The organism is Polaromonas sp. P3_A5, from assembly GCF_056403055.1.
In genome coordinates this window covers 983,378-1,003,235 of record NZ_JBFUGF010000001.1, presented here as the reverse complement: position 1 = coordinate 1,003,235, position 19,858 = coordinate 983,378, and the positions used below count along the sequence as shown (strand labels likewise).

At 62.4% G+C, this 19,858-nt stretch carries 17 protein-coding genes; 10 read left to right on the top strand and 7 right to left on the bottom strand.

Features of this window, described 5'->3' with window-relative positions; genetic code table 11:
* Positions 1–86: 86 nt before the first annotated feature.
* Positions 87–983, top strand: coding sequence for an alpha/beta hydrolase (locus AC1DU8_RS04815; protein WP_477726491.1), 897 nt, complete (start codon positions 87–89; stop codon positions 981–983).
* Between the two features lie 72 nt (positions 984–1,055).
* Here the strand turns inward: AC1DU8_RS04815 and dcd are convergent, their stop codons facing one another.
* Positions 1,056–1,628, bottom strand: a complete 573-nt coding sequence (gene dcd, locus AC1DU8_RS04810; protein WP_457279872.1) for a dCTP deaminase — start codon at positions 1,626–1,628, stop codon at positions 1,056–1,058.
* Between the two features lie 297 nt (positions 1,629–1,925).
* Here dcd and AC1DU8_RS04805 point away from each other — a divergent pair, with 297 nt between their 5' ends.
* Positions 1,926–4,142 carry a PAS domain-containing protein gene (locus AC1DU8_RS04805; RefSeq protein ID WP_457279871.1) on the top strand — a complete coding sequence of 739 codons (2,217 nt, stop codon included), beginning with the start codon at positions 1,926–1,928 and terminating at the stop codon, positions 4,140–4,142.
* 47 nt (positions 4,143–4,189) lie between these two features.
* Here AC1DU8_RS04805 and AC1DU8_RS04800 read toward each other — a convergent pair whose 3' ends face one another.
* Together AC1DU8_RS04800 and AC1DU8_RS04795 are read right to left on the bottom strand one after the other, a co-directional pair.
* Positions 4,190–5,083 (bottom strand): response regulator, encoded by an 894-nt coding sequence (locus tag AC1DU8_RS04800; protein WP_457279870.1) that lies wholly within the window; start codon positions 5,081–5,083, stop codon positions 4,190–4,192.
* Positions 5,076–8,450 carry a hybrid sensor histidine kinase/response regulator gene (locus AC1DU8_RS04795; RefSeq protein ID WP_457279869.1) on the bottom strand — a complete coding sequence of 1,125 codons (3,375 nt, stop codon included), beginning with the start codon at positions 8,448–8,450 and terminating at the stop codon, positions 5,076–5,078. Before AC1DU8_RS04795 ends, AC1DU8_RS04800 begins: the two co-directional genes overlap by 8 nt.
* 232 nt (positions 8,451–8,682) lie before the next feature.
* Between AC1DU8_RS04795 and urtA the strand changes: the two genes are divergently transcribed.
* The 8 genes from urtA to AC1DU8_RS04755 all read left to right on the top strand — a co-directional run bounded on the left by urtA (position 8,683) and on the right by AC1DU8_RS04755 (position 16,289).
* Positions 8,683–9,945: an urea ABC transporter substrate-binding protein gene (gene urtA, locus AC1DU8_RS04790; RefSeq protein WP_457279868.1), complete on the top strand. Its 1,263-nt coding sequence runs from the start codon at positions 8,683–8,685 to the stop codon at positions 9,943–9,945.
* 130 nt (positions 9,946–10,075) lie between these two features.
* Positions 10,076–10,990: an urea ABC transporter permease subunit UrtB gene (gene urtB / locus AC1DU8_RS04785; RefSeq protein WP_457279867.1), complete on the top strand. Its 915-nt coding sequence runs from the start codon at positions 10,076–10,078 to the stop codon at positions 10,988–10,990.
* A gap of 45 nt (positions 10,991–11,035) precedes the next feature.
* Positions 11,036–12,223: an urea ABC transporter permease subunit UrtC gene (gene urtC, locus AC1DU8_RS04780; RefSeq protein WP_457279866.1), complete on the top strand. Its 1,188-nt coding sequence runs from the start codon at positions 11,036–11,038 to the stop codon at positions 12,221–12,223.
* A 33-nt stretch (positions 12,224–12,256) separates the two neighbouring features.
* Positions 12,257–13,000, top strand: coding sequence for an urea ABC transporter ATP-binding protein UrtD (urtD, locus tag AC1DU8_RS04775; protein WP_457280956.1), 744 nt, complete (start codon positions 12,257–12,259; stop codon positions 12,998–13,000).
* A gap of 25 nt (positions 13,001–13,025) precedes the next feature.
* Entirely contained in the window at positions 13,026–13,715 is a 690-nt protein-coding gene (gene urtE / locus AC1DU8_RS04770) for an urea ABC transporter ATP-binding subunit UrtE (RefSeq protein ID WP_457279865.1), read from the top strand.
* Between the two features lie 43 nt (positions 13,716–13,758).
* Positions 13,759–14,988, top strand: a complete 1,230-nt coding sequence (gene fmdA / locus AC1DU8_RS04765; protein WP_457279864.1) for a formamidase — start codon at positions 13,759–13,761, stop codon at positions 14,986–14,988.
* Positions 14,989–15,006: 18 nt separating this feature from the next.
* Positions 15,007–15,348, top strand: coding sequence for a zinc ribbon domain-containing protein (locus AC1DU8_RS04760; RefSeq protein WP_457279863.1), 342 nt, complete (start codon positions 15,007–15,009; stop codon positions 15,346–15,348).
* A gap of 254 nt (positions 15,349–15,602) precedes the next feature.
* Entirely contained in the window at positions 15,603–16,289 is a 687-nt protein-coding gene (locus AC1DU8_RS04755) for a hypothetical protein (protein ID WP_457279862.1), read from the top strand.
* Here the strand turns inward: AC1DU8_RS04755 and guaD are convergent.
* From guaD to AC1DU8_RS04735, 4 genes are all read right to left on the bottom strand, one after another.
* A complete protein-coding gene (gene guaD / locus AC1DU8_RS04750) occupies positions 16,286–17,578 on the bottom strand; it encodes a guanine deaminase (RefSeq protein ID WP_457279861.1) in 1,293 nt (430 codons plus the stop codon). The two genes, AC1DU8_RS04755 and guaD, sit on opposite strands and share 4 nt — an antisense overlap.
* An 88-nt stretch (positions 17,579–17,666) precedes the next feature.
* Positions 17,667–18,029 carry a 6-pyruvoyl trahydropterin synthase family protein gene (locus AC1DU8_RS04745; RefSeq protein ID WP_457280955.1) on the bottom strand — a complete coding sequence of 121 codons (363 nt, stop codon included), beginning with the start codon at positions 18,027–18,029 and terminating at the stop codon, positions 17,667–17,669.
* 23 nt (positions 18,030–18,052) lie between these two features.
* The gene (gene queE, locus AC1DU8_RS04740; protein ID WP_477726490.1) at positions 18,053–18,688 is read right to left on the bottom strand and encodes a 7-carboxy-7-deazaguanine synthase; all 636 of its coding nucleotides are present in this window, start codon (positions 18,686–18,688) and stop codon (positions 18,053–18,055) included.
* A 260-nt stretch (positions 18,689–18,948) separates the two neighbouring features.
* Complete coding sequence (locus AC1DU8_RS04735) at positions 18,949–19,833, bottom strand: LysR substrate-binding domain-containing protein (RefSeq protein WP_477665508.1); 885 nt, start codon at positions 19,831–19,833, stop codon at positions 18,949–18,951.
* Positions 19,834–19,858 lie beyond the last annotated feature (25 nt).

Below are 19,858 nucleotides of genomic sequence, written 5' to 3'. Positions count from 1 at the left end.
GGGCATCCGTTGAGCCGCTGCGTGAGAGCGCTTTCATGCGTCCGGGATTTACCGGATACTTGCCCTCACACAACAAGGAGCTCAAGATGGAGACAGGCATGGGGTTCAAGTCGATTCGCAAACTGCTGGGCTGGTTTTTACTGGCGCTTGTTGCGGCTGGCGCACCGCTGTCGTTTGCCAGCGAGGTCACCGTCAGGTCCTTCAACTCAAAGGCCTTGAGCGCAGACTACCGCTACACCATTTACCTGCCGGACGGCTATGAGAGCGGCCGGCTGCGCTACCCGGTGCTGTTTCTGCTGCACGGCAACGGCGGCGACCACAATGACTGGCCGGTCAAAGGCCAGGTGCAGGCGACCATGGACACGCTGGTCAGGGAAGGCCGCGTCCAGCCGGCCATCATCGTGATGCCGGGCGGCGGCTCCACCTGGTGGGTGGACGGCAACAAGGACAAGGCCGAGACCGCGCTCATCAAGGAGCTCATCCCGCACATCGACACCAACTTCAGGACCATCACCGCGCGTGAAGGCCGCATGATCGCAGGGCTGTCCGCCGGCGGTTTCGGCACGGTGAACGCCGTTTTCAAGTACCCCGAGCTGTTTGTTTCCGCCGCGGCGTTGAGCCCGGCGATCTATTCACCGACACCCCCGGGCCACTCTTCGGCCATGCAGGTGGCGCCGTTCCAGGCAGGCGGCAAATTTGACCAGGCCTCGTGGGACCGCCTGAACTACACCGCCAGCTGGGAAGCCTACAAAAGCAAAAAAATCGTGGTACCCCTGTACATCAACAGCGGCGACCACGACACCTTTTCCATTGCCTACCACTCGGCCGGCCTGTTCCAGAAATTGTTTGAATACCAGCCCAAGCTGGTGGAGTACCGCGTCGTCGACGGCGACCATGAATGGCCGGTGTGGCGCGACACCATTGGCGACGCCATCAAATACATGAGCGGCTTTGCCAGCCGCCCCCAGGTCGCCAAACCCTGAGGCTGTAGAGGGCAGAAACGAAAACGGACGCCCTTTGCAGGCGTCCGTCCAAATCAGTCGTGTAGATGTCCGTTACGCCTTCGGCAAGGTCACCCCAACCTGCCCCTGGTACTTGCCGCCGCGGTCCTTGTAGCTGACCTCGCAGACGTCGTCCTTGTCGCTCTCGAAGAACAGCACCTGCGCGCAGCCCTCACCCGCGTAAATCTTGGCGGGCAGCGGCGTGGTGTTGGAGAACTCCAGCGTTACATAACCTTCCCATTCGGGCTCAAACGGCGTGACGTTGACAATGATGCCGCAGCGCGCATAGGTGCTTTTTCCCAGGCAGATGGTCAGCACATTGCGCGGGATGCGGAAGTACTCCATGGTGCGGGCCAACGCAAAGCTGTTGGGCGGGATGATGCAGCTGTCACCGTGGAAGTCGACAAAACTTTTTTCGTCGAAGTTTTTCGGATCCACCACCGTGCTATGGATGTTGGTGAAAACCTTGAATTCAGGCGCGCAGCGGATGTCATAGCCGTAGCTGCTGGTGCCGTAGCTGATGATCTTCTGGCCGTCCCGCTGGCGGATCTGGCCGGGTTCAAAAGGCTCGATCATGCCGTGCTGTTCGGACATGCGGCGTATCCATTTATCGCTCTTGATGCTCATGGGATGGGGCTCCTGTTGTGGCTGTGATTGTAAGTTGGGGTTGGAGTGCCATCCCCATTGACCGCCAGTCCGGAAGCAGTCAGCCCTTCCTCACCAAGGGGCCAGTTGGCAAAAGGCACGGGCTGAGGACTATCGCTGCCCCACAATCCGATAAAAGCGCCGCGGACGCATGGACGGGGAAAGTGCCGCTGGTCAAGACACCGCATTCCGCGTAACGTTGCCCCTATAACAGGCACAAGCTCAAGCGGAAGTGCCGTTGTCCCATATCTAAAGCCGGTTCAGGCGAGGCGCCCCACTATGAAAACAAGATCTACCCACAACAAGGACCGCATTCTTGTCGTGGACAGCAGCCCCGGCATTCACGATGCCTTCCACAACATGCTTGTTGAAGATGAGAATGTGCAAGGGAAATTCGAACTGGATGGTGCCCGCGACGCGCGCGAGGCGCTGGCCCTGGTACAACAGTCGCTTCTGGCTTCGCGCCCCTACACCGTGGCATTTATCGGTGTTTCTGGTACGGCTGGAGGAAATGCGCTCGAAATAGCACCTCAAATATGGGCGCTTGATCCGGGAGTCCAGATAGTGCTTTGCGCGGAGCGACTGGATTTTTCTTCTGATGCACTGTTCGCAGCCATGGGAGCCATGAATAGCAGGTGGCTGGTGCTCAAGACGCCGCATGATCCCGTAGAAGTCATCCAATCGGCATACTCCCTGGCAGAGAAGTGGCATTTGCAACAACTCGCCGGGTCTCATCCAGGCGGGCACCCAGAGGCGGATGCCACGGAGAAGGGGAGCGCGGCGGCTGCCTCCCAGATCAACGAGCAGGATTTGTTGCGCACGCTTCTGGACAACGCTCCCGATCACATTTATTTCAAGGATGCGCAGTCCCGCTTTCTCAAATGCAGCAAGGCACAGGCGCTGCAGTTTGGGGCATCACCGGAGGAGCTGGTGGGCAAGACGGATCACGATTTTTTTTCCGAAGAGCATGCGCGCCCCGCCTACGAGGATGAACAGGAAATCCTGCGCACAGGTCAGCCGATCATCGGCAAAGTGGAGAAGGAAACCTGGAAAGACGGACGCGATGAATCCTGGAAGCTGAGTACAAAGATGCCGCTGCGCAACAAAGCCGGAGCCATCATTGGTACCTTCGGTATTTCCAAGGACATTACTGCCCTGAAGCAGACTGAAGCAGCGCTGGCGCATCACCGTGATTTGCTGGCTACGCTGATGGAGAGCTCACCAGATTCCATCTTCTTCAAAGATCTGAAATCACGTTTGGTAAAAGTCAGCCGCTCGGAGGTTCACAACCTCCTGCGGCTATCGATCAGCCGCTATCGCGCAGCACATCCGGACATGGGTGAGGAGACACTTCCACCGCATTTGGCCAGTGTGGAGGAGTTTGAAAAGTATGTGATTGGTAAAACCGATGCAGACATTTACGGCCAGGACAGGGCGAGTGAATTTAGCCACGACGAGGAAGAGATTATCCGGACGGGGAAGCCCATCCTCGAAAAGAGCGAAAAAACCGTTCATCCTGATGGGCGTGTCGTCTGGTACCTCACCACCAAAGGCCCCTGGAGAGACAGGAACGGCACACTGATCGGGACCTTCGGGACTTCGAAAAACATATCCGAATTGAAGGAAGCGGAACGAAAAATTGAAGAGGTTCAAGCCCAGCTGCTCACCACGGCGCGCCTGGCGGGCATGGCAGAGATCGCAACCAACGTGTTGCACAACGTGGGGAACGTTCTCAACAGCGTCAACGTGTCGGCCGAATTGATTGGCAGCCAGTTGCGGACGTCCAAGCTCAAGGGGCTCGCCCGCTCTGTGGGTTTGATGGACGCCCACATCGGGGATTTGGGGGAGTTTTTGACGCGGGACAGCAAGGGCAAGCTGTTACCCGCCTATCTGCGCGAGTTGGCGCGGACACTGGAGGCAGAGCATGAATCCATCGCGAAAGAACTCGACGCACTTTGCAGCAGTGTGGACCACATCAAACAGGTCATCGCGACCCAGCAATCATACGCAGGCACCCCGCGTGTCGTCGAATCCGCCAAGGTGGATGAGTTGCTGGACGACGCGCTGCGCATGAATGCGGATGCACTGACGCGCCACAAAGTGGATGTTGAAAAAAAATACGCAACGTTGCCCACCCTTTTGCTGGATCGGCAACGCGTTTTGCAGGTTCTGGTGAACCTGATCAGCAACGCCAAGCAGGCTTTTGGCACGATTACAGACAGGCGCCCGTTCATTACGCTCAATGCTGTTTTGCTGGAAGGGCCCGTTCTGCGCATCACGGTGACGGACAACGGGGAAGGCATTGCACCGGAGAACCTGACGCGCGTTTTCTCCCACGGCTTTACCACTCGCAAAAACGGGCATGGCTTTGGTCTGCACAGCTGCGTTCTGGCCGCGCAGGAAATGGGCGGTAGCTTGCAAGTCCACAGCGACGGCCCCGGGCAGGGCGCATCGTTCATCCTGGAGATTCCCGTCGCAACCGCGCAGGTTCATTGAACGCGCCAAAAAAAAGTTTTTTTCGCCCAGGCAGGGCTTGGGCCGGCTTAAAAGACATGCCCGGTCGCCAGTGCCGCGGCTGCTGCCCGTGTTTCCACGCCCAGCTTTTCAAAAATGTGCTCCAGGTGCTTGTTCACCGTGCGATGGCTCATGCCCAGGATGTCGCCGATGTCGCGGTTGGTCTTGCCCTTGGCCAGCCATGAGAGGACCTCGGTTTCCCGCGGCGTCAACGCGGCATTGGCCAGGCGCGAGGGCGAGGCGACATTCGCACCGCGCTGCTCCAGCAACAGCATGGTTTCGCCTATGCCGACCCGGCCCATGTTGCGCACCGACAGCTGCACGCCGGCCAGGGCCAGCAGCACCTCATCGGTGTCGCCTTCCAGCGCCGCATGGACCGCATCGGGCAACCGCCCCGGCTGCACACCGCCTCCGGCGCCTTGCAGCCACAGGGCCGCCTGGGGCGATCGCCAAGCGATGCGCCCGCGCGCATCGACCAGCACCACGCCGAAGCCGGCCACGTCCACGGCCTCACGCGCCAGCCGCGTAATGCGCGCATTGCGCGTATGGGTGTGCAGGCGCGCCACCACTTCCTGCGCGCGCAGCGGCTTGACGACGTAGTCGACACCGCCGCAGGCAAAACCTTCCAGCACGTGCGGCGTCTCCGACAAGCCTGTCATGAAGATCACCGGGATGTGCGCCATGGCGGGGTTGGCCTTGATCTGCCGGCAGGTGTCAAAGCCCGAGAGGCCGGGCATGACGGCGTCCAGCAGGATGGCGTCAGGCGCGACCAGCTCCAGGCGCTGCAGCGCCGAATCGCCGTCGCGCGCCACCAGCACGGTGTAGCCCTCGCCTTCCAGCGTGTCGCAGAGCATGCCCAGGCTGCTGGGAGCGTCGTCCACCACCAGCACGACAGGGCGTTGTTCTTCAGCGGCTTCAAGCATCGACGCCCTCCGTCAAATGATCGAGCAGCAACTCAAGCTCGCAGCGGCTCACAAAGCCGCGCAGCCGCGCGCAACTGGCGGCCAGCGTGGGGTCTTCGGTCGCGACGCGGTCCAGCAGGCGGTGCAGGCCGTGCACGTGGCCCAGCTTCACCAGCCGTATTAACCCCGCGCGGGCCTCCTCGGGCAGGCCCAGCGAACTCTCCCCAGCCGGGCTCGCCAGCGGCGCCGGGGAGACCACGGAGGTCACCCACTCCAGCCCCAGGTGGCGCTGCAGCGCGTCCATCAACTCGGATTCGAGCACCGGCTTGCCGACAAAGGCCTGGCAACCCGATGCCTTCAGGCGCGAGGCCTGGTTCTCGAACACATTGGCCGACACCACGATGATGGGCACCCCGGCATAACCCCGGCCGCGTATCTGCAGCGCGGTTTCCCAGCCATCCAGGTCGTCCATACTGATGTCCAGCAGGATGGCGTCGGGCACGCCGTCCTTGAGGCTGTCTATGCATTCCAGCCCGCTGGCCGCCTCTTTCACATCAAAGCCCAGCGGCGTGAGCATGCCGGCCAGCATCTGACGCTGCACTGGCTGGTCGTCCACCACCAGTAGCGTCCTGCGCTTGCCGAAGAAGCCGGCGATCTGGTGCGGCGGGTCGGCCAGTGGGCCGGGATCGTCGATCTCGCGCAGGTACAGGCGCACGCTGAAGGTGCTGCCCTTGTCAGGCTCGCTCTTCAGGCTCAGGTCGCCACCCATCAGCGCGGTCAGCAGCCCGGTGATGGTCAAGCCCAGGCCTGTGCCCGGCTCGCCGCGGCGGCGGCCCGCGGCGCCGCGTTCAAAAGGCAGGAAGATGCGCTGCTGGTCCTGCGGCGCGATGCCTATACCGGTGTCCACCACGTCGAATCGGATCACCTCGCGCCGACAGTCCACATGCAGCTTCACGCTCCCCGTGTCGGTGAACATCACCGCATTGCTCAGCAGGTTGATGATGATCTGGCGCAGCCGCTTGGCGTCGGCTTGCACCCAGGCCGGCATACGGCCGCTGTGGGTATAGAAAAAATCCACGCCCTTGGCTTCGGCCTGCGGCCGCACCATGCTGACCAGGCCTTCGAGGAAGTCGGGCAGTGGCACGGGGATCGGCTCCAGCCGCAACCGGCCGGCCTCGATGCGCGCCAGGTCGAGCAAACCGTCGACCAGTTGCAGCAGGTGCTCGCCACTGCGCTGTATGGTCTGCACGGCTTCGCGCGGCGTGCTGGCCAGCGCCTCGCTTTTGAGCAAAATCTGCGAATAACCCAGGATGCTGTTGAGCGGTGTGCGCAGCTCGTGCGTCATGCCGGCCACATAGCGCGTCTTGGCCTGGTTGGCCGACTCGGCCACTTCCTTGGCGGTCTGCAGCGCCGCGTCGGTGCGCTGGTGCGCCTCGATCTCGCGCGACAGCAGCTGGTTCTGCCGGTTCGACTCGTCCTGCGCCATGCGCCGGCTTTCGCTGCCGAGCACCACCCACCAGCTGCAGACAGCGACGATCAACAGCAACATGGCGAACACCTTCACGAAGGCCGAGCGCAGCAGGCCGGAGAGATCGCCCGACAGCGGGAAAGCCGTTTCCTGCGTGTACACCATGCCCATTACGGTGGCCAGCAGCGCGCACAGCGACAGCATCACCACCATGTAGTGGCCGACGCGAAAGTTGACCCGGCCCGACAGCGCGCCGGGCAGCAGCGTGCTTAAAAACTGTTCGGCCTGCTCGGCCGCGCGTGAGCGCGTCTTGCAGCGATCGTGGCAGCGCGACTCCAGCGTGCAGCACAGCGAGCAGATGGGCGCACCGTAGGCGGGGCAGCTGGCCATGTCCTCGGCCTCAAAGGCGTTCTCGCACACATGGCAATGCACCATCTGGCCCGGCGCGCCCATGGCCTGCGGCTTGCGCGCGATGTAATAACGCCCGCCGGTGAGCCAGGCCAGCAGCGGCGACAGCACCAGCGCCAGGCCCAGCGCGATAAAGGGCGAGAAGGCCTCGGCCTGCGGGCCCATGGCGCCGGTGTAGGCAAACACACCGGCCGTGGCGGCCAGCAGCATGGAGCCCAGGCCTACCGGGTTGATGTCGTAGAGGTGCGCGCGCTTGAACTCGATGCCCTTGGGACTCAGGCCCAGCGGTTTGTTGATCATCAGGTCGGCCACCAGCGCGCCGACCCAGGCGATGGCCACGTTGCCGTAAAGCCCCAGCACCTTTTCCAGCGCCGAGAACACATCCAGCGTCATCAGCAGCAAGGCGATAGTCACGTTAAAGACCAGCCACACGACGCGGCCCGGATGGCTGTGCGTGAGGCGCGCAAAAAAGTTGGACCATGCGAGCGAGCCCGCATAGGCGTTGGTCAGGTTGATCTTGAGCTGCGACACCACCACAAACAACACGGTGGCCGCCAGCACCCAGGCCGGGTTGCTGAAGACATACGCAAAACCTGCCAGGTACATCTGCGTCGGCTCCATGGCCCTGGCCGCCGGCAACTCATGCTGCAGCACCAGAAAAGCCAAAAAGGCGCCGCCCAGCATTTTCAGCATGCCCAGCACGATCCAGCCCGGCCCCGCCATCAGCACCGCGCCCCACCAGCGCACGCGGTTGACGTGGGTCTTTTCGGGCAGGAAACGCAAAAAGTCCACCTGCTCGCCGATCTGCACCACAAGCGAGAACGCCACCGTGGCGGCAGCACCAAACATGAGCGGATCGAACTCGCTGCTGCCCGACGTGCGCCCGGCCAAGCCGGTGAAGTCGAAAAAAGCCTGCGGGTTCTTCCACAGCACGGCCAGGTAAGGCAACAGCAGCAGCACGCCCCACAGCGGCTGTGTCCACATCTGTAGGCGCGAGATGAGCGTGATGCCGCGCACCACCAGGGGCACGATGACCACCGCGCTGATGACGTAACACCAGGCAATGGGAATATCGAGGTACATCTGCAGCGCCAGCGCCATGATGGCCGCCTCCAGCGCGAAGAAGATGAAAGTGAAGCTCGCGTAGATCAGCGATGTGATGGTGGAGCCCAGGTAACCGAAGCCCGCGCCGCGCGTGAGCAGGTCCATGTCCACGCCGTAACGCGCCGCGTAGTAGCTGATGGGCAGGCCGGTGAAAAAGGTGATCAGCCCCACCACCAGGATGGCCCACAACGCATTGGTAAAGCCGTAGTTCAGCGCAATGGCCGCGCCTATGGCCTCCAGTGCCAGAAACGACACCGCACCAAAAGCCGTGTTGCCCACGCGCCATTCCGACCACTTGCGAAAGCCGCGCGGCGTGTAGCGCAGCGCGTAGTCCTCGATGGATTCGTCGGCCACCCACGCGTTGTACTCGCGTCGAATACGAAAAATTTTCTGGGTGGCGATAGTCAAGAGAGATCTCCGTCGAACGGCCGGTTGGCTGCAACAGGTTCCGCAAGAAGTGTGCCCGCATCTGGTGCAACGCACCAAGACAGGTGGCTACGTTGATTGACGTATAGGGATGCGCAGCCCTTGTGAACATGATTCACCTGACCAGAACGTAAGCCTTCCTCTTTTTATTGCGTCAGTTTTCTCCCCTTCAACTTTTCACGTTTTCACTTTTCACCAACCGCAGGAGCCCAGCATGTCCAACGACGATCGCGATCCATCTTCCTTCATCAACCGCCGCCGCCTCATGCAGGGCGTCGCCGCGGCCCTGCCGCTGGCCGGCTTGCCAGGCTGGGCGCAAGCCCAGCAATTTCCCACAGCCAAGGTCAACACCACAAAGCTGGCCGTCACCGACACCGAAGTGACCGTGGGCCAGTTGCACTCGGCCACCGGCACCATGGCGATTTCCGAAACGGGCTCCATCCAGGCCGAGCAGCTCGCCATCGACCAGATCAACGCCATGGGCGGCGTGCTGGGCCGCAAGATCAAGGTCATCAAGGAAGACGGCGCCTCCGACTGGCCGACCTTCGCCGAAAAATCCAAGAAACTGCTGGTCAACGACAAGGTCGCCGCCGTGTTCGGCTGCTGGACCTCGGCCTCACGCAAGGCCGTGCTGCCCATCTTCGAAAAAGAAAACGGCATGCTCTACTACCCGACCTTTTACGAAGGCCTGGAGCAGAGCAAGAACGTGATCTACACCGGACAGGAAGCCACGCAGCAAATTCTCTACGGCCTGGACTGGGCTTCCAAAGAAAAGAAGGCCAAGACCTTCTTCCTGGTCGGATCCGATTACATCTGGCCGCGCACCTCGATGAAGATAGGCCGCAAGCACATTGAAAGCCACCTCACCGGCAGCAAGGTCGTCGGCGAAGAATACTACCCGCTGGGCCACACCAACTTCAACTCGCTGATCAACAAGATCAAGGTCGCCAAGCCCGACTGCATCTTCATCGCGGTGGTGGGAGGCTCCAACGTGGCTTTCTACAAGCAGCTCAAGGCCGCGGGCGTGACGGCAGACAAGCAGTTCCTGCTCACCATCTCGGTCACCGAAGACGAGGTGCTGGGCATAGGCGGCGAGAACATGAAGGGCTTCTACGCTTCGATGAAGTACTTCCAGTCGCTGGACAACCCCAACAACAAGGCTTTTGTGACGGCCTTCAAAGCCAAGTACGGCAAGGATGCGGTGATCGGCGACGTGACACAGGCCGGCTACCTCGGCCCCTGGCTGTGGAAAGCGACGGTTGAAAAAGCCGGCAGCTTCGACGTGGACAAGATCGCCGCGGCCTCCACCGGCATCGAGCTCAAGACCGCACCCGAAGGTTACGTGAAGTTGCACGAAAACCATCACCTGTGGAGCAAGGCCCGCATCGGCCAGGCGCAACCGGACGGCCAGTTCAAGGTGGTGGCCGAATCAACGGCACTGATCGAACCCAATCCCTTCCCCAAGGGCTACCAGTAAGCGTTGACGCTGGCTCCTACCGGTTCACTCCGCCCTATGGCTGGGTGAGCCGGCAGGGGCTTCTTCTTTTCTTCCTCACAGACACCTGCCTTTTTGGCATTCGACCCACCCGCCGCACCGGAGCCCCGCCATGAATCTTTCCGAAATGCTCAACATCGGCCTGATGCAAGGCTTTGCCGGGCTCAGCCTGTTTTCCGTGCTGCTGCTCATGGGCCTGGGACTGGCCATCATCTTCGGCCAGATGGGCGTCATCAACATGGCGCATGGCGAGTTCATGACCATAGGCGCTTACACCATCTACCTGTTTTCACACCTGTCCGAAACCTACGCACCGGGTTTCGTGCAGGCCTACTTTCCCTTCGCCATCGCGGCGGCCTTCATCTTCGCCTTCGCCGTCGGCTGGCTGGCCGAATGGGCTTTCATACGCCACCTCTACAAACGCCCGCTCGATACCCTGCTAGCCACCTGGGGCCTGTCGCTGGGCATGCAGCAGATCTTCCGCACTACCTTCGGTGCCAAGGAAGTCAGCCCCACCCTGCCCGACTGGCTCATGGGCTCCTGGGCGCCGGCGCCCGGCCTGGACATCCCAATCAACGGCCTGTTCGTGATGGCGCTCACGCTGGTGGTGACCTGCGGGGTGCTGATCGCGCTGCACAAGTCGCGCTGGGGCCTGCGTGTGCGCGCCACCGTCGCCAACCGCGTGATGGCCAACGCCACCGGCATCAACACCAAGAAGACCGACCGCCTGACCTTTGCCATCGGCTGCGGCATCGCCGGCGTGGCCGGCGCGGCCTTCACCACGATTGGCTCCACCGGCCCGACCAGCGGCTCGCTTTACATCGTCGACGCCTTCCTGGTCGTCACCTTCGGCGGCGCGGCCAGCCTGCTGGGCACCGTGGTCTCGGCCTTCGGCATCGCGCAGACCCAGTCCATCGCCGAGTTCTTCATGACCGGCTCCATGGCCAAGGTGCTGACGCTGATGACCATCGTGACGATTTTGATGCTGCGCCCGCAGGGCTTGTTCGCCTCCAAGGTGCGGCGCTGAGTTTTCATTCCATTCCCACGGCAACCTAGACAACCGGAGTTTTTCATGAACAGCCTCAAGCAATGGATAGTGCGCAACGGCCTGGGCAACGTCGCCCTGCTGGCCCTGGTGCTGCTGGTGGCCTTTCCGCTGGCGCTGGATCTGTTCCGCCTCAACCTCGTGGGTAAATACCTCAGTTATTCCTTCGTCGCGCTGGGCCTGGTGATGCTGTGGGGCTACGGCGGCGTGCTGAGCCTGGGCCAGGGTGTGTTCTTCGGCCTGGGCGGCTACGGCATGGCGATGTTTTTGAAGCTTGAAGCCAGCGACCCCATCACCACCAAGATCCAGTCCACACCCGGCATTCCCGACTTCATGGACTGGAACCAGATCACCGCGCTGCCGATCTGGTGGAAGCCTTTCCAGTCATTCCCACTGACGCTGCTGCTGATCCTGGTCGTGCCCACGCTGCTGGCCTTCATCATCGGCTACGCCATGTTCAAGCGGCGTGTCGGCGGCGTCTACTTCGCCATCATTACGCAAGCCGTGGCGCTGATCCTCACGGTGCTCATCATCGGCCAGCAGGGCTACACCGGCGGCGTCAACGGCATGACCGACCTCAAGACCATCCTGGGCTGGGACACACGTACCGACAGCGCCAAGTACATCCTCTACTTCCTCACCGCCGGCCTGCTGCTGGGCGCCATCGTGCTGTGTACCTGGATCCAGAAGAGCAAACTGGGCACACTGCTGCTGGCCATGCGTGACAAGGAAGACCGCGTGCGCTTTTCGGGCTACGACGTGGCCATGTTCCGGGTTTTCGCCTTCTGCTTTGCGGCCATGCTGTCGGCGGTGGGCGGTGCCATGTTCACCCTGCAGGTGGGCTTTATGTCGCCCTCTCTGGTCGGCATCGTGCCGTCGATCGAGATGGTGATCTTCGCCGCCGTGGGCGGGCGCATGTCGCTGGTGGGCGCGGTTTACGGCGCGCTGCTGGTGAACTTCGGCAAAACCTATTTCTCCGAGAGTTTTCCCGACCTCTGGCTGTTCCTGATGGCCGCCATGTTCCTGGGCGTGGTGCTGGCCTTCCCCGACGGCCTGGCCGGCGTCTACACGCAGCGCGTCAAACCCTGGCTGACCAAGCGCTTCACGCGCCGCGAGAAAGTCGCCCCGCCTGCCGCCCCGCCCATGGCGCCCCCGCCGGTTGCGGCCCAAGCAACGCCCCCGCTGCCCGCTGGCTTGACCGGCCAGCAGACCTGAACACCCAAGGAAGCCACCATGATCGCTCCTGCCATGACCCCCAACGACTTCGTGCTGTCGGTCGAAGACCTGACCGTGTCTTTCGACGGCTTCAAGGCCATCGACAGCCTGAACCTCTACGTCGACCAGAACGAGCTGCGCGTGATCATCGGCCCCAACGGCGCAGGCAAGACCACGCTGCTGGACCTGATCTGCGGCAAGACCCGCGCCAGCCACGGTCGCATCAAGTTCAAGAACGCCGAGATGACGAAACTGCCCGAATACCAGATCGTGCGCTCCGGCATAGGCCGCAAGTTCCAGACACCGTCCATCTACGAAAACCTGAGCGTGTTCCAGAACCTGGAAGTGTCTTTCCCGCGCGGGCGCGGTGTGTTCGGTGCGCTGTTCTTCAAACGCAGCGAGGAAGTCAAGGCCCGCGTGCAGGCCGTGGCGGCCGAGATCGGACTGGACGGACAGGTGGATACCGAAGCCGGCCTGCTCTCGCACGGGCAAAAGCAGTGGCTGGAGATCGGCATGCTGCTGATGCAGGACCCTGAGCTGTTGATGCTGGACGAGCCGATCGCCGGCATGAGCGTGCGTGAGCGCGAGCTCACGGCCGAGCTGCTCAAGCGCATCTGCAAGGGCCGCGCCATGATCGTCATCGAGCACGACATGGAGTTCGTCAAGCGCATCGCCGACAAGGTGACCGTCATGCACCAGGGAAAGATTCTGGCCGAAGGGTCGATGGAAAAAGTACAGGCTGATCCCCGCGTGATCGACGTGTACCTGGGCCACTAAGCACCAAAGCATCAAGGGAACCACCATGCTCAACGTCAACAACCTTCACGTCAGCTACGGCCAGAGCGAGGCGCTGCACGGCATCACCTTCTCCGCTAAGAAAAACGAAACCGTGGCCATCATGGGCCGCAACGGCATGGGCAAGACCACGCTGTTCAAGTCGCTGATCGGCATCCTGCCGCTCAAGTCCGGAACGATTGAAGTCGACGGCCTGGACATCTCGAAAGACGAAAGCTATCAGCGCGTCGCAAAGGGCGTGGCCTACGTGCCGCAAGGCCGCATGATCTTCCCGACGCTGACGGTGCAGGAAAACATTCTGACGGGCCTGGAGAACGCCAAACACAAGCAGATCCCGGACGAGATCTACGCGCTGTTCCCGGTGCTCTTCGACATGCGCGGCCGCAAGGGCGGCAACCTCTCGGGCGGCCAGCAGCAGCAGCTGGCGATTGCCCGCGCGCTGGTGACCAACCCCAAGGTGCTGCTACTCGATGAGCCGACCGAGGGCATACAGCCTTCCATCATCAAGGACATCGCGCGTGCGCTCAACGAGATCCGCAAGATGCGCGAAATCACGATTGTGGTGTCGGAGCAGGTGCTGAGCTTCGCGATGGACGTGGCCGACCGGCTCTTCGTCATCGAGGGCGGACAGCTGGTGCACGAGAGCACACGCGCCGGCACCGACACGGCGCGCATCAAGCAGTTTCTTTCCGTCTGATTTTCCTTTCCTTCCTTTATTCATCACCACCAGGAGATATGGCATGACCGACACGCTGATCAAGGTTGACCTGACGAAGTCGCCCACCCTCAACGAGAACATCCACAACCGCTGGCACCCGGACATCCCCATGGCCTGCTGGGTCAACCCGGGCGATGATTTCATCCTGGAGACCTTCGACTGGACCGGCGGCTTCATCAAGAACAACGACAGCGCCGACGATGTGCGCGACATCGACCTTTCCACGGTGCATTACCTGTCAGGCCCGGTCGGGGTCAAGGGCGCGGAACCCGGTGACCTGCTGGTGGTCGACCTGCTGGACATAGGCGCCAAGCAGGACAGCCTCTGGGGTTTTAATGGTTTCTTCAGCAAGAAGAACGGCGGCGGCTTCCTGACCGACCATTTCCCCGAAGCGCAGAAATCGATCTGGGACTTCAAGGGCATGTTCACGAGTTCGCGCCACGTGCCGGGCGTGAACTTTGCCGGGCTGATCCACCCCGGCCTGATAGGCTGCCTGCCCGACAAAGCCATGCTGGAGATGTGGAACACGCGCGAACAGGCGCTGATCGACAGCGAGCCGACGCGCACGGGTCTCGCCAACCCGCCTTCGGCTGGCACCGCCCACATGGGCAAGATGACGGGCGCGGCGCGCGACAAGGCCGCGGCCGAGGGCGCGCGCACCGTGCCGCCGCGCGAGCACGGCGGCAACTGCGACATCAAGGATTTGTCGCGCGGTTCCAAGGTCTACTTCCCGGTCTACGTCGACGGCGCGGGCCTGTCTGTGGGCGACCTGCACTTCAGCCAGGGCGACGGCGAGATCACCTTCTGCGGCGCCATCGAGATGGCCGGCTGGGTGCACATGAAGGTCACTCTGATCAAGGGCGGAATGGCCAAGTACGGCATCAAGAACCCTATCTTCAAGCCCAGCGTGATCACGCCGCGCTACGACGACTATTTGATCTTTGAAGGCATCTCGGTCGACGAGGCCGGCAAGCAGTACTACCTGGACGTCAACGTCGCCTACCGCCAGGCCTGCCTTAACGCCATCGAATACCTGAAGAAATTCGGCTACTCGGGCGCGCAGGCGTATTCCATCCTGGGCACGGCGCCGGTACAAGGCCACATCAGCGGCGTGGTCGACGTGCCGAATTCCTGCGCCACGCTGTGGCTGCCGACCGGCATCTTCGACTTCGACATCAACCCGAACGCATCGGGACCGGTCAAGCACATCGACGGCAAGATCAGCATGCCGCTGTCGCCCGACCTGCGTTAAAACCCCAGGGGAAGCACCATGCCCACCTACGACTACGACTGCCCGCAGTGCGGCAGCTTCGACGCGCTGCGCTCGGTTTCCATGCGCAACCAGGCGGCGGCCTGCCCGGTGTGCGGCGGCCCAGCCGCGCGCATTTTGTCCGTCGCGCCCTCGCTGGCGCTGATGGAAGACGACGCGCGGCGCGCGATGGACACCAACGAGCGGGCCCGCCATGAGCCCAAGCGCTCGGGCGACTACGCGCGGCTCAAGCATCCGGCCGGATGCGGCTGCTGCTCCAGCGGCAAGCGCGGAGCCACGATGACCGCACCCAATGGCAATAAAGCTTTTCCGAGCAAACGCCCCTGGATGATCAGCCACTGAGGACACCCTTCACAAGGAGCACGACATGATTCACGGCGATATTTCAAGCGGCAAGGTCACCGTCGGCGCGGCGTATCCATTTGTCGCTTTTGATGCTGATTGCGTTCTTTTCCCATAACCCTGTGTGATGCTCCTCTTATAGAAGTCTGCCTGCCCACAGTCCCGAAAACCCGAAATCCTGGCCAAAGCGGGCCGTGGACACCCTCTGGCGGTGTGCTTAAATGGCACATCACTACACAACAGGGGGAGCGGCAATGAACTGCAAAACTTGGATGGGGATCGCCGCAGGGACCGTGCTGATGCTGCTTGGCGCCGGGGCACAGGCGCAGAAGATGCATCGCTGCGGCAACGTCTACCAGGACCGCCCCTGCGACACGGTGCAACCGGGCACTGAAGTGCGCAATTTCGACAATGCCCCCCGACCCGTCGCCAGCGCGGGCACGGACACACAGTGCCGGCAACGCGGCATCGACTCCCAGAAAATTGTCTGGTCTCGCGAAGCGGGAGCGCAGGCGGAAAAACTCAGGGCCGCCGCCTATTCGGAAGAAGAGAAAACCCTGATCACCGAGGTCTACGGCAAACGCGGCACCGCACCGGAAGTTCGTGCCAGCATCGAAGCCGACTGCATCGCGGCCAAGAAACATGCCCAGGAGGTTGCGGCGGCGCTGGCCGCCGTGGGAAAACTGCCCGGCAGTCCGGCGCCAGGCGTCGCGCCTGCGCGGCCTCAGGCCATGGAATCCAGGGCCGTCGAGGCTGCGCAGGGCGGCGATGCCTCCGCGCTGCGATCCGCCGAATCGCAAAAGAGGCGTTGCAGCAGCATCAACACCAAAATTGAGGGCATCCAGAAGAGCCAGCGCAGCGGCGGCAGTGTGGCTGCCATGGAAAGCCTGAACCAGCGCCGGCGCGACGCGGAAGCCGAACGCGACCGGGCCGGCTGCTAGGCTGCGCCGCCCGCCTGGGAAATCACGGCCTTTTCAATCACCCGGTCGTCACCCAGCACAATCAGTGCGAACAGCAGCTCGTCCAGGCTGGCGGCTTGCGCCGTCTTGCGCGCCAGCAGCGGCGTGGCCTGGAGGTTGAGCACGACAAAATCTGCTTCGCAACCGGGCTGCAGGTTACCGACAACGCCTTCCAGGCCCAGTGCACGCGCCGCACCCGCCGTGTGCTGCCACCACAGGTGCTGCGGCTTGAGCGACAGGCCGGTTTTGGTCTGCCCCTCTCTTCCCACGTAGTAGGCCGCCAGCATGGTGTGGAAAGGGCTGAACGAGGTGCCGCCACCCACGTCGCTGGCCAGGCCATAGGGGAAACCGATGCGGTCTGCACCCTCGTAGTCAAAAAAACCGCTGCCCAGAAACAGGTTGCTGGTCGGGCTCACGGCTGCCGCCGTGCCGGTGCCGCGCATCAGGGCGCGGTCTTCGTCGTCGATGTGGATGCAATGCGCATATACGGCGCGCGGGCGCAGCAGTCCGAACTGTTCATAGACGCTGAGGTAGCTGCGCGCCTCCGGATAGAGTTGCCGCACCCAGGCGATCTCGTCCTTGTTCTCGGCCACGTGCGACTGGATCCACACGTCCGGGTATTTCGCGGCCAGCTCGCCGGCACCGCGCAGCTGTGCTTCGCTGCAGCTGGGCACAAAACGCGGCGTGATGGCGTAGCCCAGCCGGTCTACGCCATGCCAGCGCTGGATCAGCGCTTCGGTGTCCTGCAAGCTTTGCACCGCTTCGTCGCGCACGCCGTCCGGGGCATTCTGGTCCATCAGGCATTTTCCGGTCATGAGGCGCAACTGGTTTTTCTGTGCCTCGGCGAACAGCGCGTTGACGGATTCCACATGCGAGGTCGCGAAGGCCAGTGCCGTGGTGACCCCGTTGCGAAGCAGTTCTGCTATGAAAAACGTAGCTGCTTGCGCACAGTGGTCCTTGCTTGCGAAGCGTTTTTCTTCTGGAAAAGTATAGTTTTCAAGCCAGGGCAGCAGCCCTTCGGCAGGCGAGCCGATCACGTCCAGCTGCGGATAGTGAACGTGCATGTCGACAAAACCCGGCGCGATGAGGCGGCCCGGCAGGTGTTCGGTGGGCACCTCGGCAAACCCGGAAACCAGCGCGTGGTAGCTGCCGACGGCTTGCACCACCTGGCGGCCTTCGGCATCGGGTCCGGTCACCAGCAGGCCATCAGCCTCATAAACGGCCTGCGCAGGCGCGGCAAAGTACAGGAGGGCGGCGCGATAGGCTTTCATGGCTGCAAGATTAACCCAGTCACCGGCGGGCTGAATATTCAAAACCCGATAAGGCCTATTGGGCTTGTTGCCAGCCGGACAGTCTGGTTCAGCGGCTCACACGGCAGCCGTCGCCCAGCGAGGCGCGCCAGACCCGTACCGAAGTCAAGCCCGGCAGGCGTGCGTCCAGCTTGCGGAAGATGAACTGGCACAGGTTTTCCAGCGTGGGCGGGCCCAGATCTTTCACGTCGTCGAGCAGGTGGTGGTCCAGTTCCTCGCGCAGCACCTCGATCTCGCGCCGCACCAGGCCCAGGTCCATCACCATGCCGGTGGCCGCATCGGGCTCGCCAGCGACAAAAACCTCGGCGTTGTAGGTATGGCCATGCACGCGCTTGCTGCTGTCGGCCTCGATGACACGCTTCAGGGTGTGCGCCGCGTCAAAGTAGAAAGTCTGGCTGATCTCGCAGCGCATGGGTTCTGGCGTGGGGAGCTTTTTCATCGGATGCCCGTGATTTTGTGGGTCTGCAGGCTCAGGCGCCAGGCCGGGCGTGCCATGCACAGCTGGATGCAGGTTTCGGTGTTCTGCTGGCGCTGGGGGTTGTCCATGGGCTGCAGGTAGCGGTGGGTGAAGTCGGCAGCCTCAAGTTCGGCCAGGTCGAAACTTGGCTGTGGCCAGACGACCTTGAGCTCCTGACCCGCGCGTTGCACCCAGGGTGCGCCGGCCTTGGGACTCACGCAGATCCAGTCAATGCCCTGGGGCGCGGCAATGGTGCCGTTGGTTTCCACCGCAATCTGGAAGCCGCGCGCATGCAACGCGGCGATCAGTTCGGCATCGACCTGCAGCAAGGGCTCGCCGCCCGTCATCACCACAAAGCGGTGGGCACTGTCGCCCGCCGGCCACTGCGCTTCAATTTTTTGGGCCAGCGCATCGGCATCGGCAAACTTGCCGCCCAATGTGCCGTTGGTACCTACAAAGTCAGTGTCGCAAAACTGGCAGACGGCCGTGGCACGGTCCTGCTCGCGGCCTGTCCACAGGTTGCAGCCGGCAAAACGGCAGAACACCGCCGGCCGCCCGGCATTGCCGCCCTCGCCCTGCAGCGTGTAGAAAATTTCCTTGACCTGGTAGCTCATGGCGCGGCTTTCGCAGCGCCATAGCCGCGGCGCGCCACAGGCAGTTGCCGGGGCGAAGGGAGACATTGAGCGGGAGAAATAAAACAGGCGCCCACTGAGGCCGAAAGACCGGGGGTCGCGAGGTTTTTATACATGGTAGTCCTCTACATGGCCCCGGAAACAAAGCAAATGCCGGCGCGCCGAGGCAGCACGCAAGCCCTGATTTTAACGGCCAGCGGCCAATAGCGGGATTTCGGGGGATTTACCGGCCAATAGCGGCTTCAGGGCGCGGGAGCTTCGTGTGCCTGTTTTTCCAGCCAATCGCAGAATTTGTCCAGCCGCACATTCGCCCGGGCCCGGCGCCTGGCCACGTACTGGTAGCTGCTTTCCTCAAAGCCCAGCGGCGCCACCAGCCGTCCCGCGCGGATATCGTCCATCACCAGGTGCCAGGGCGCAATGCAAACGCCCAGGCCAGCCACTGCCGCCTCCAGCGTGAAGTAATAGTGCTCAAACTCAGGACCGTCCTGAATAGGAAGGGCAAGGCCGCGCGACTCACACCACATCTGCCAGGCATCCCGCCGCGTTCGGGTGTGCAGCAGCGGCAAGCGGGCCAGGTCGATCGCTTCACGCACATTCGCCTGATTGGCGAGCGCAGGCGCCATGACAGGTCCCAGGCGCTCCACAAACAGCGGCAGCAGCGTGCCCGATTTTTCGCTGCCCCGCCCGTCTACCGTGATGACGAGGTCGTAACCGTCACGGTCCACATCGACCACACGCTCGGCGGCGCTGAGCCGGACGTCGATATCGGGATGGCGCGCATTAAAGTCATAGAGACGCGGAATCAGCCATTTGACGGTGAAGGTGCTGAAGCAGGAAACGTCCAGCGTTCCGGCCTCGCTGCTGCGCACTTCACGCACGGCGGCTTCCATCTGGTCCAGCCCAGCGGCAAGGGCCGGCCACAGCGCGGCGCCGGCAGCGGTCAGTTGTGGCTTGTTTTTGGCACCTTCGAAGAGCGGCACGCCCAGGGACTGCTCCAGCTGGCGCACCTGCCGGCTGATGGCGCCGGGGGTCACCGACAGCTCCTCGGCCGCAGCTGTCATGCGACCCAGCCGGGCAGCGGCTTCAAAGGCACGCAGGGCATTCAAAGGTGGGAGATGGCGCTTCATCATTATGTGAGTTTATGGCACATAT

What these genes read in the sequence shown, in the direction of transcription:
- dcd (WP_457279872.1), bottom strand. Translation starts at nt 1,628, where the DNA reads ATGAGCATCAAGAGCGATAAATGGATACGCCGCATGTCCGAACAGCAC.
- urtD (WP_457280956.1), top strand. Translation starts at nt 12,257, where the DNA reads ATGACCCCCAACGACTTCGTGCTGTCGGTCGAAGACCTGACCGTGTCT.
- queE (WP_477726490.1), bottom strand. Translation starts at nt 18,688, where the DNA reads ATGAGCTACCAGGTCAAGGAAATTTTCTACACGCTGCAGGGCGAGGGC.
- AC1DU8_RS04745 (WP_457280955.1), bottom strand. Translation starts at nt 18,029, where the DNA reads ATGCGCTGCGAGATCAGCCAGACTTTCTACTTTGACGCGGCGCACACC.
- guaD (WP_457279861.1), bottom strand. Translation starts at nt 17,578, where the DNA reads ATGAAAGCCTATCGCGCCGCCCTCCTGTACTTTGCCGCGCCTGCGCAG.
- urtC (WP_457279866.1), top strand. Translation starts at nt 11,036, where the DNA reads ATGAACAGCCTCAAGCAATGGATAGTGCGCAACGGCCTGGGCAACGTC.
- AC1DU8_RS04815 (WP_477726491.1), top strand. Translation starts at nt 87, where the DNA reads ATGGAGACAGGCATGGGGTTCAAGTCGATTCGCAAACTGCTGGGCTGG.
- urtB (WP_457279867.1), top strand. Translation starts at nt 10,076, where the DNA reads ATGAATCTTTCCGAAATGCTCAACATCGGCCTGATGCAAGGCTTTGCC.
- urtE (WP_457279865.1), top strand. Translation starts at nt 13,026, where the DNA reads ATGCTCAACGTCAACAACCTTCACGTCAGCTACGGCCAGAGCGAGGCG.
- AC1DU8_RS04735 (WP_477665508.1), bottom strand. Translation starts at nt 19,833, where the DNA reads ATGAAGCGCCATCTCCCACCTTTGAATGCCCTGCGTGCCTTTGAAGCC.
- AC1DU8_RS04805 (WP_457279871.1), top strand. Translation starts at nt 1,926, where the DNA reads ATGAAAACAAGATCTACCCACAACAAGGACCGCATTCTTGTCGTGGAC.
- fmdA (WP_457279864.1), top strand. Translation starts at nt 13,759, where the DNA reads ATGACCGACACGCTGATCAAGGTTGACCTGACGAAGTCGCCCACCCTC.
- AC1DU8_RS04760 (WP_457279863.1), top strand. Translation starts at nt 15,007, where the DNA reads ATGCCCACCTACGACTACGACTGCCCGCAGTGCGGCAGCTTCGACGCG.
- urtA (WP_457279868.1), top strand. Translation starts at nt 8,683, where the DNA reads ATGTCCAACGACGATCGCGATCCATCTTCCTTCATCAACCGCCGCCGC.
- AC1DU8_RS04800 (WP_457279870.1), bottom strand. Translation starts at nt 5,083, where the DNA reads ATGCTTGAAGCCGCTGAAGAACAACGCCCTGTCGTGCTGGTGGTGGAC.
- AC1DU8_RS04755 (WP_457279862.1), top strand. Translation starts at nt 15,603, where the DNA reads ATGAACTGCAAAACTTGGATGGGGATCGCCGCAGGGACCGTGCTGATG.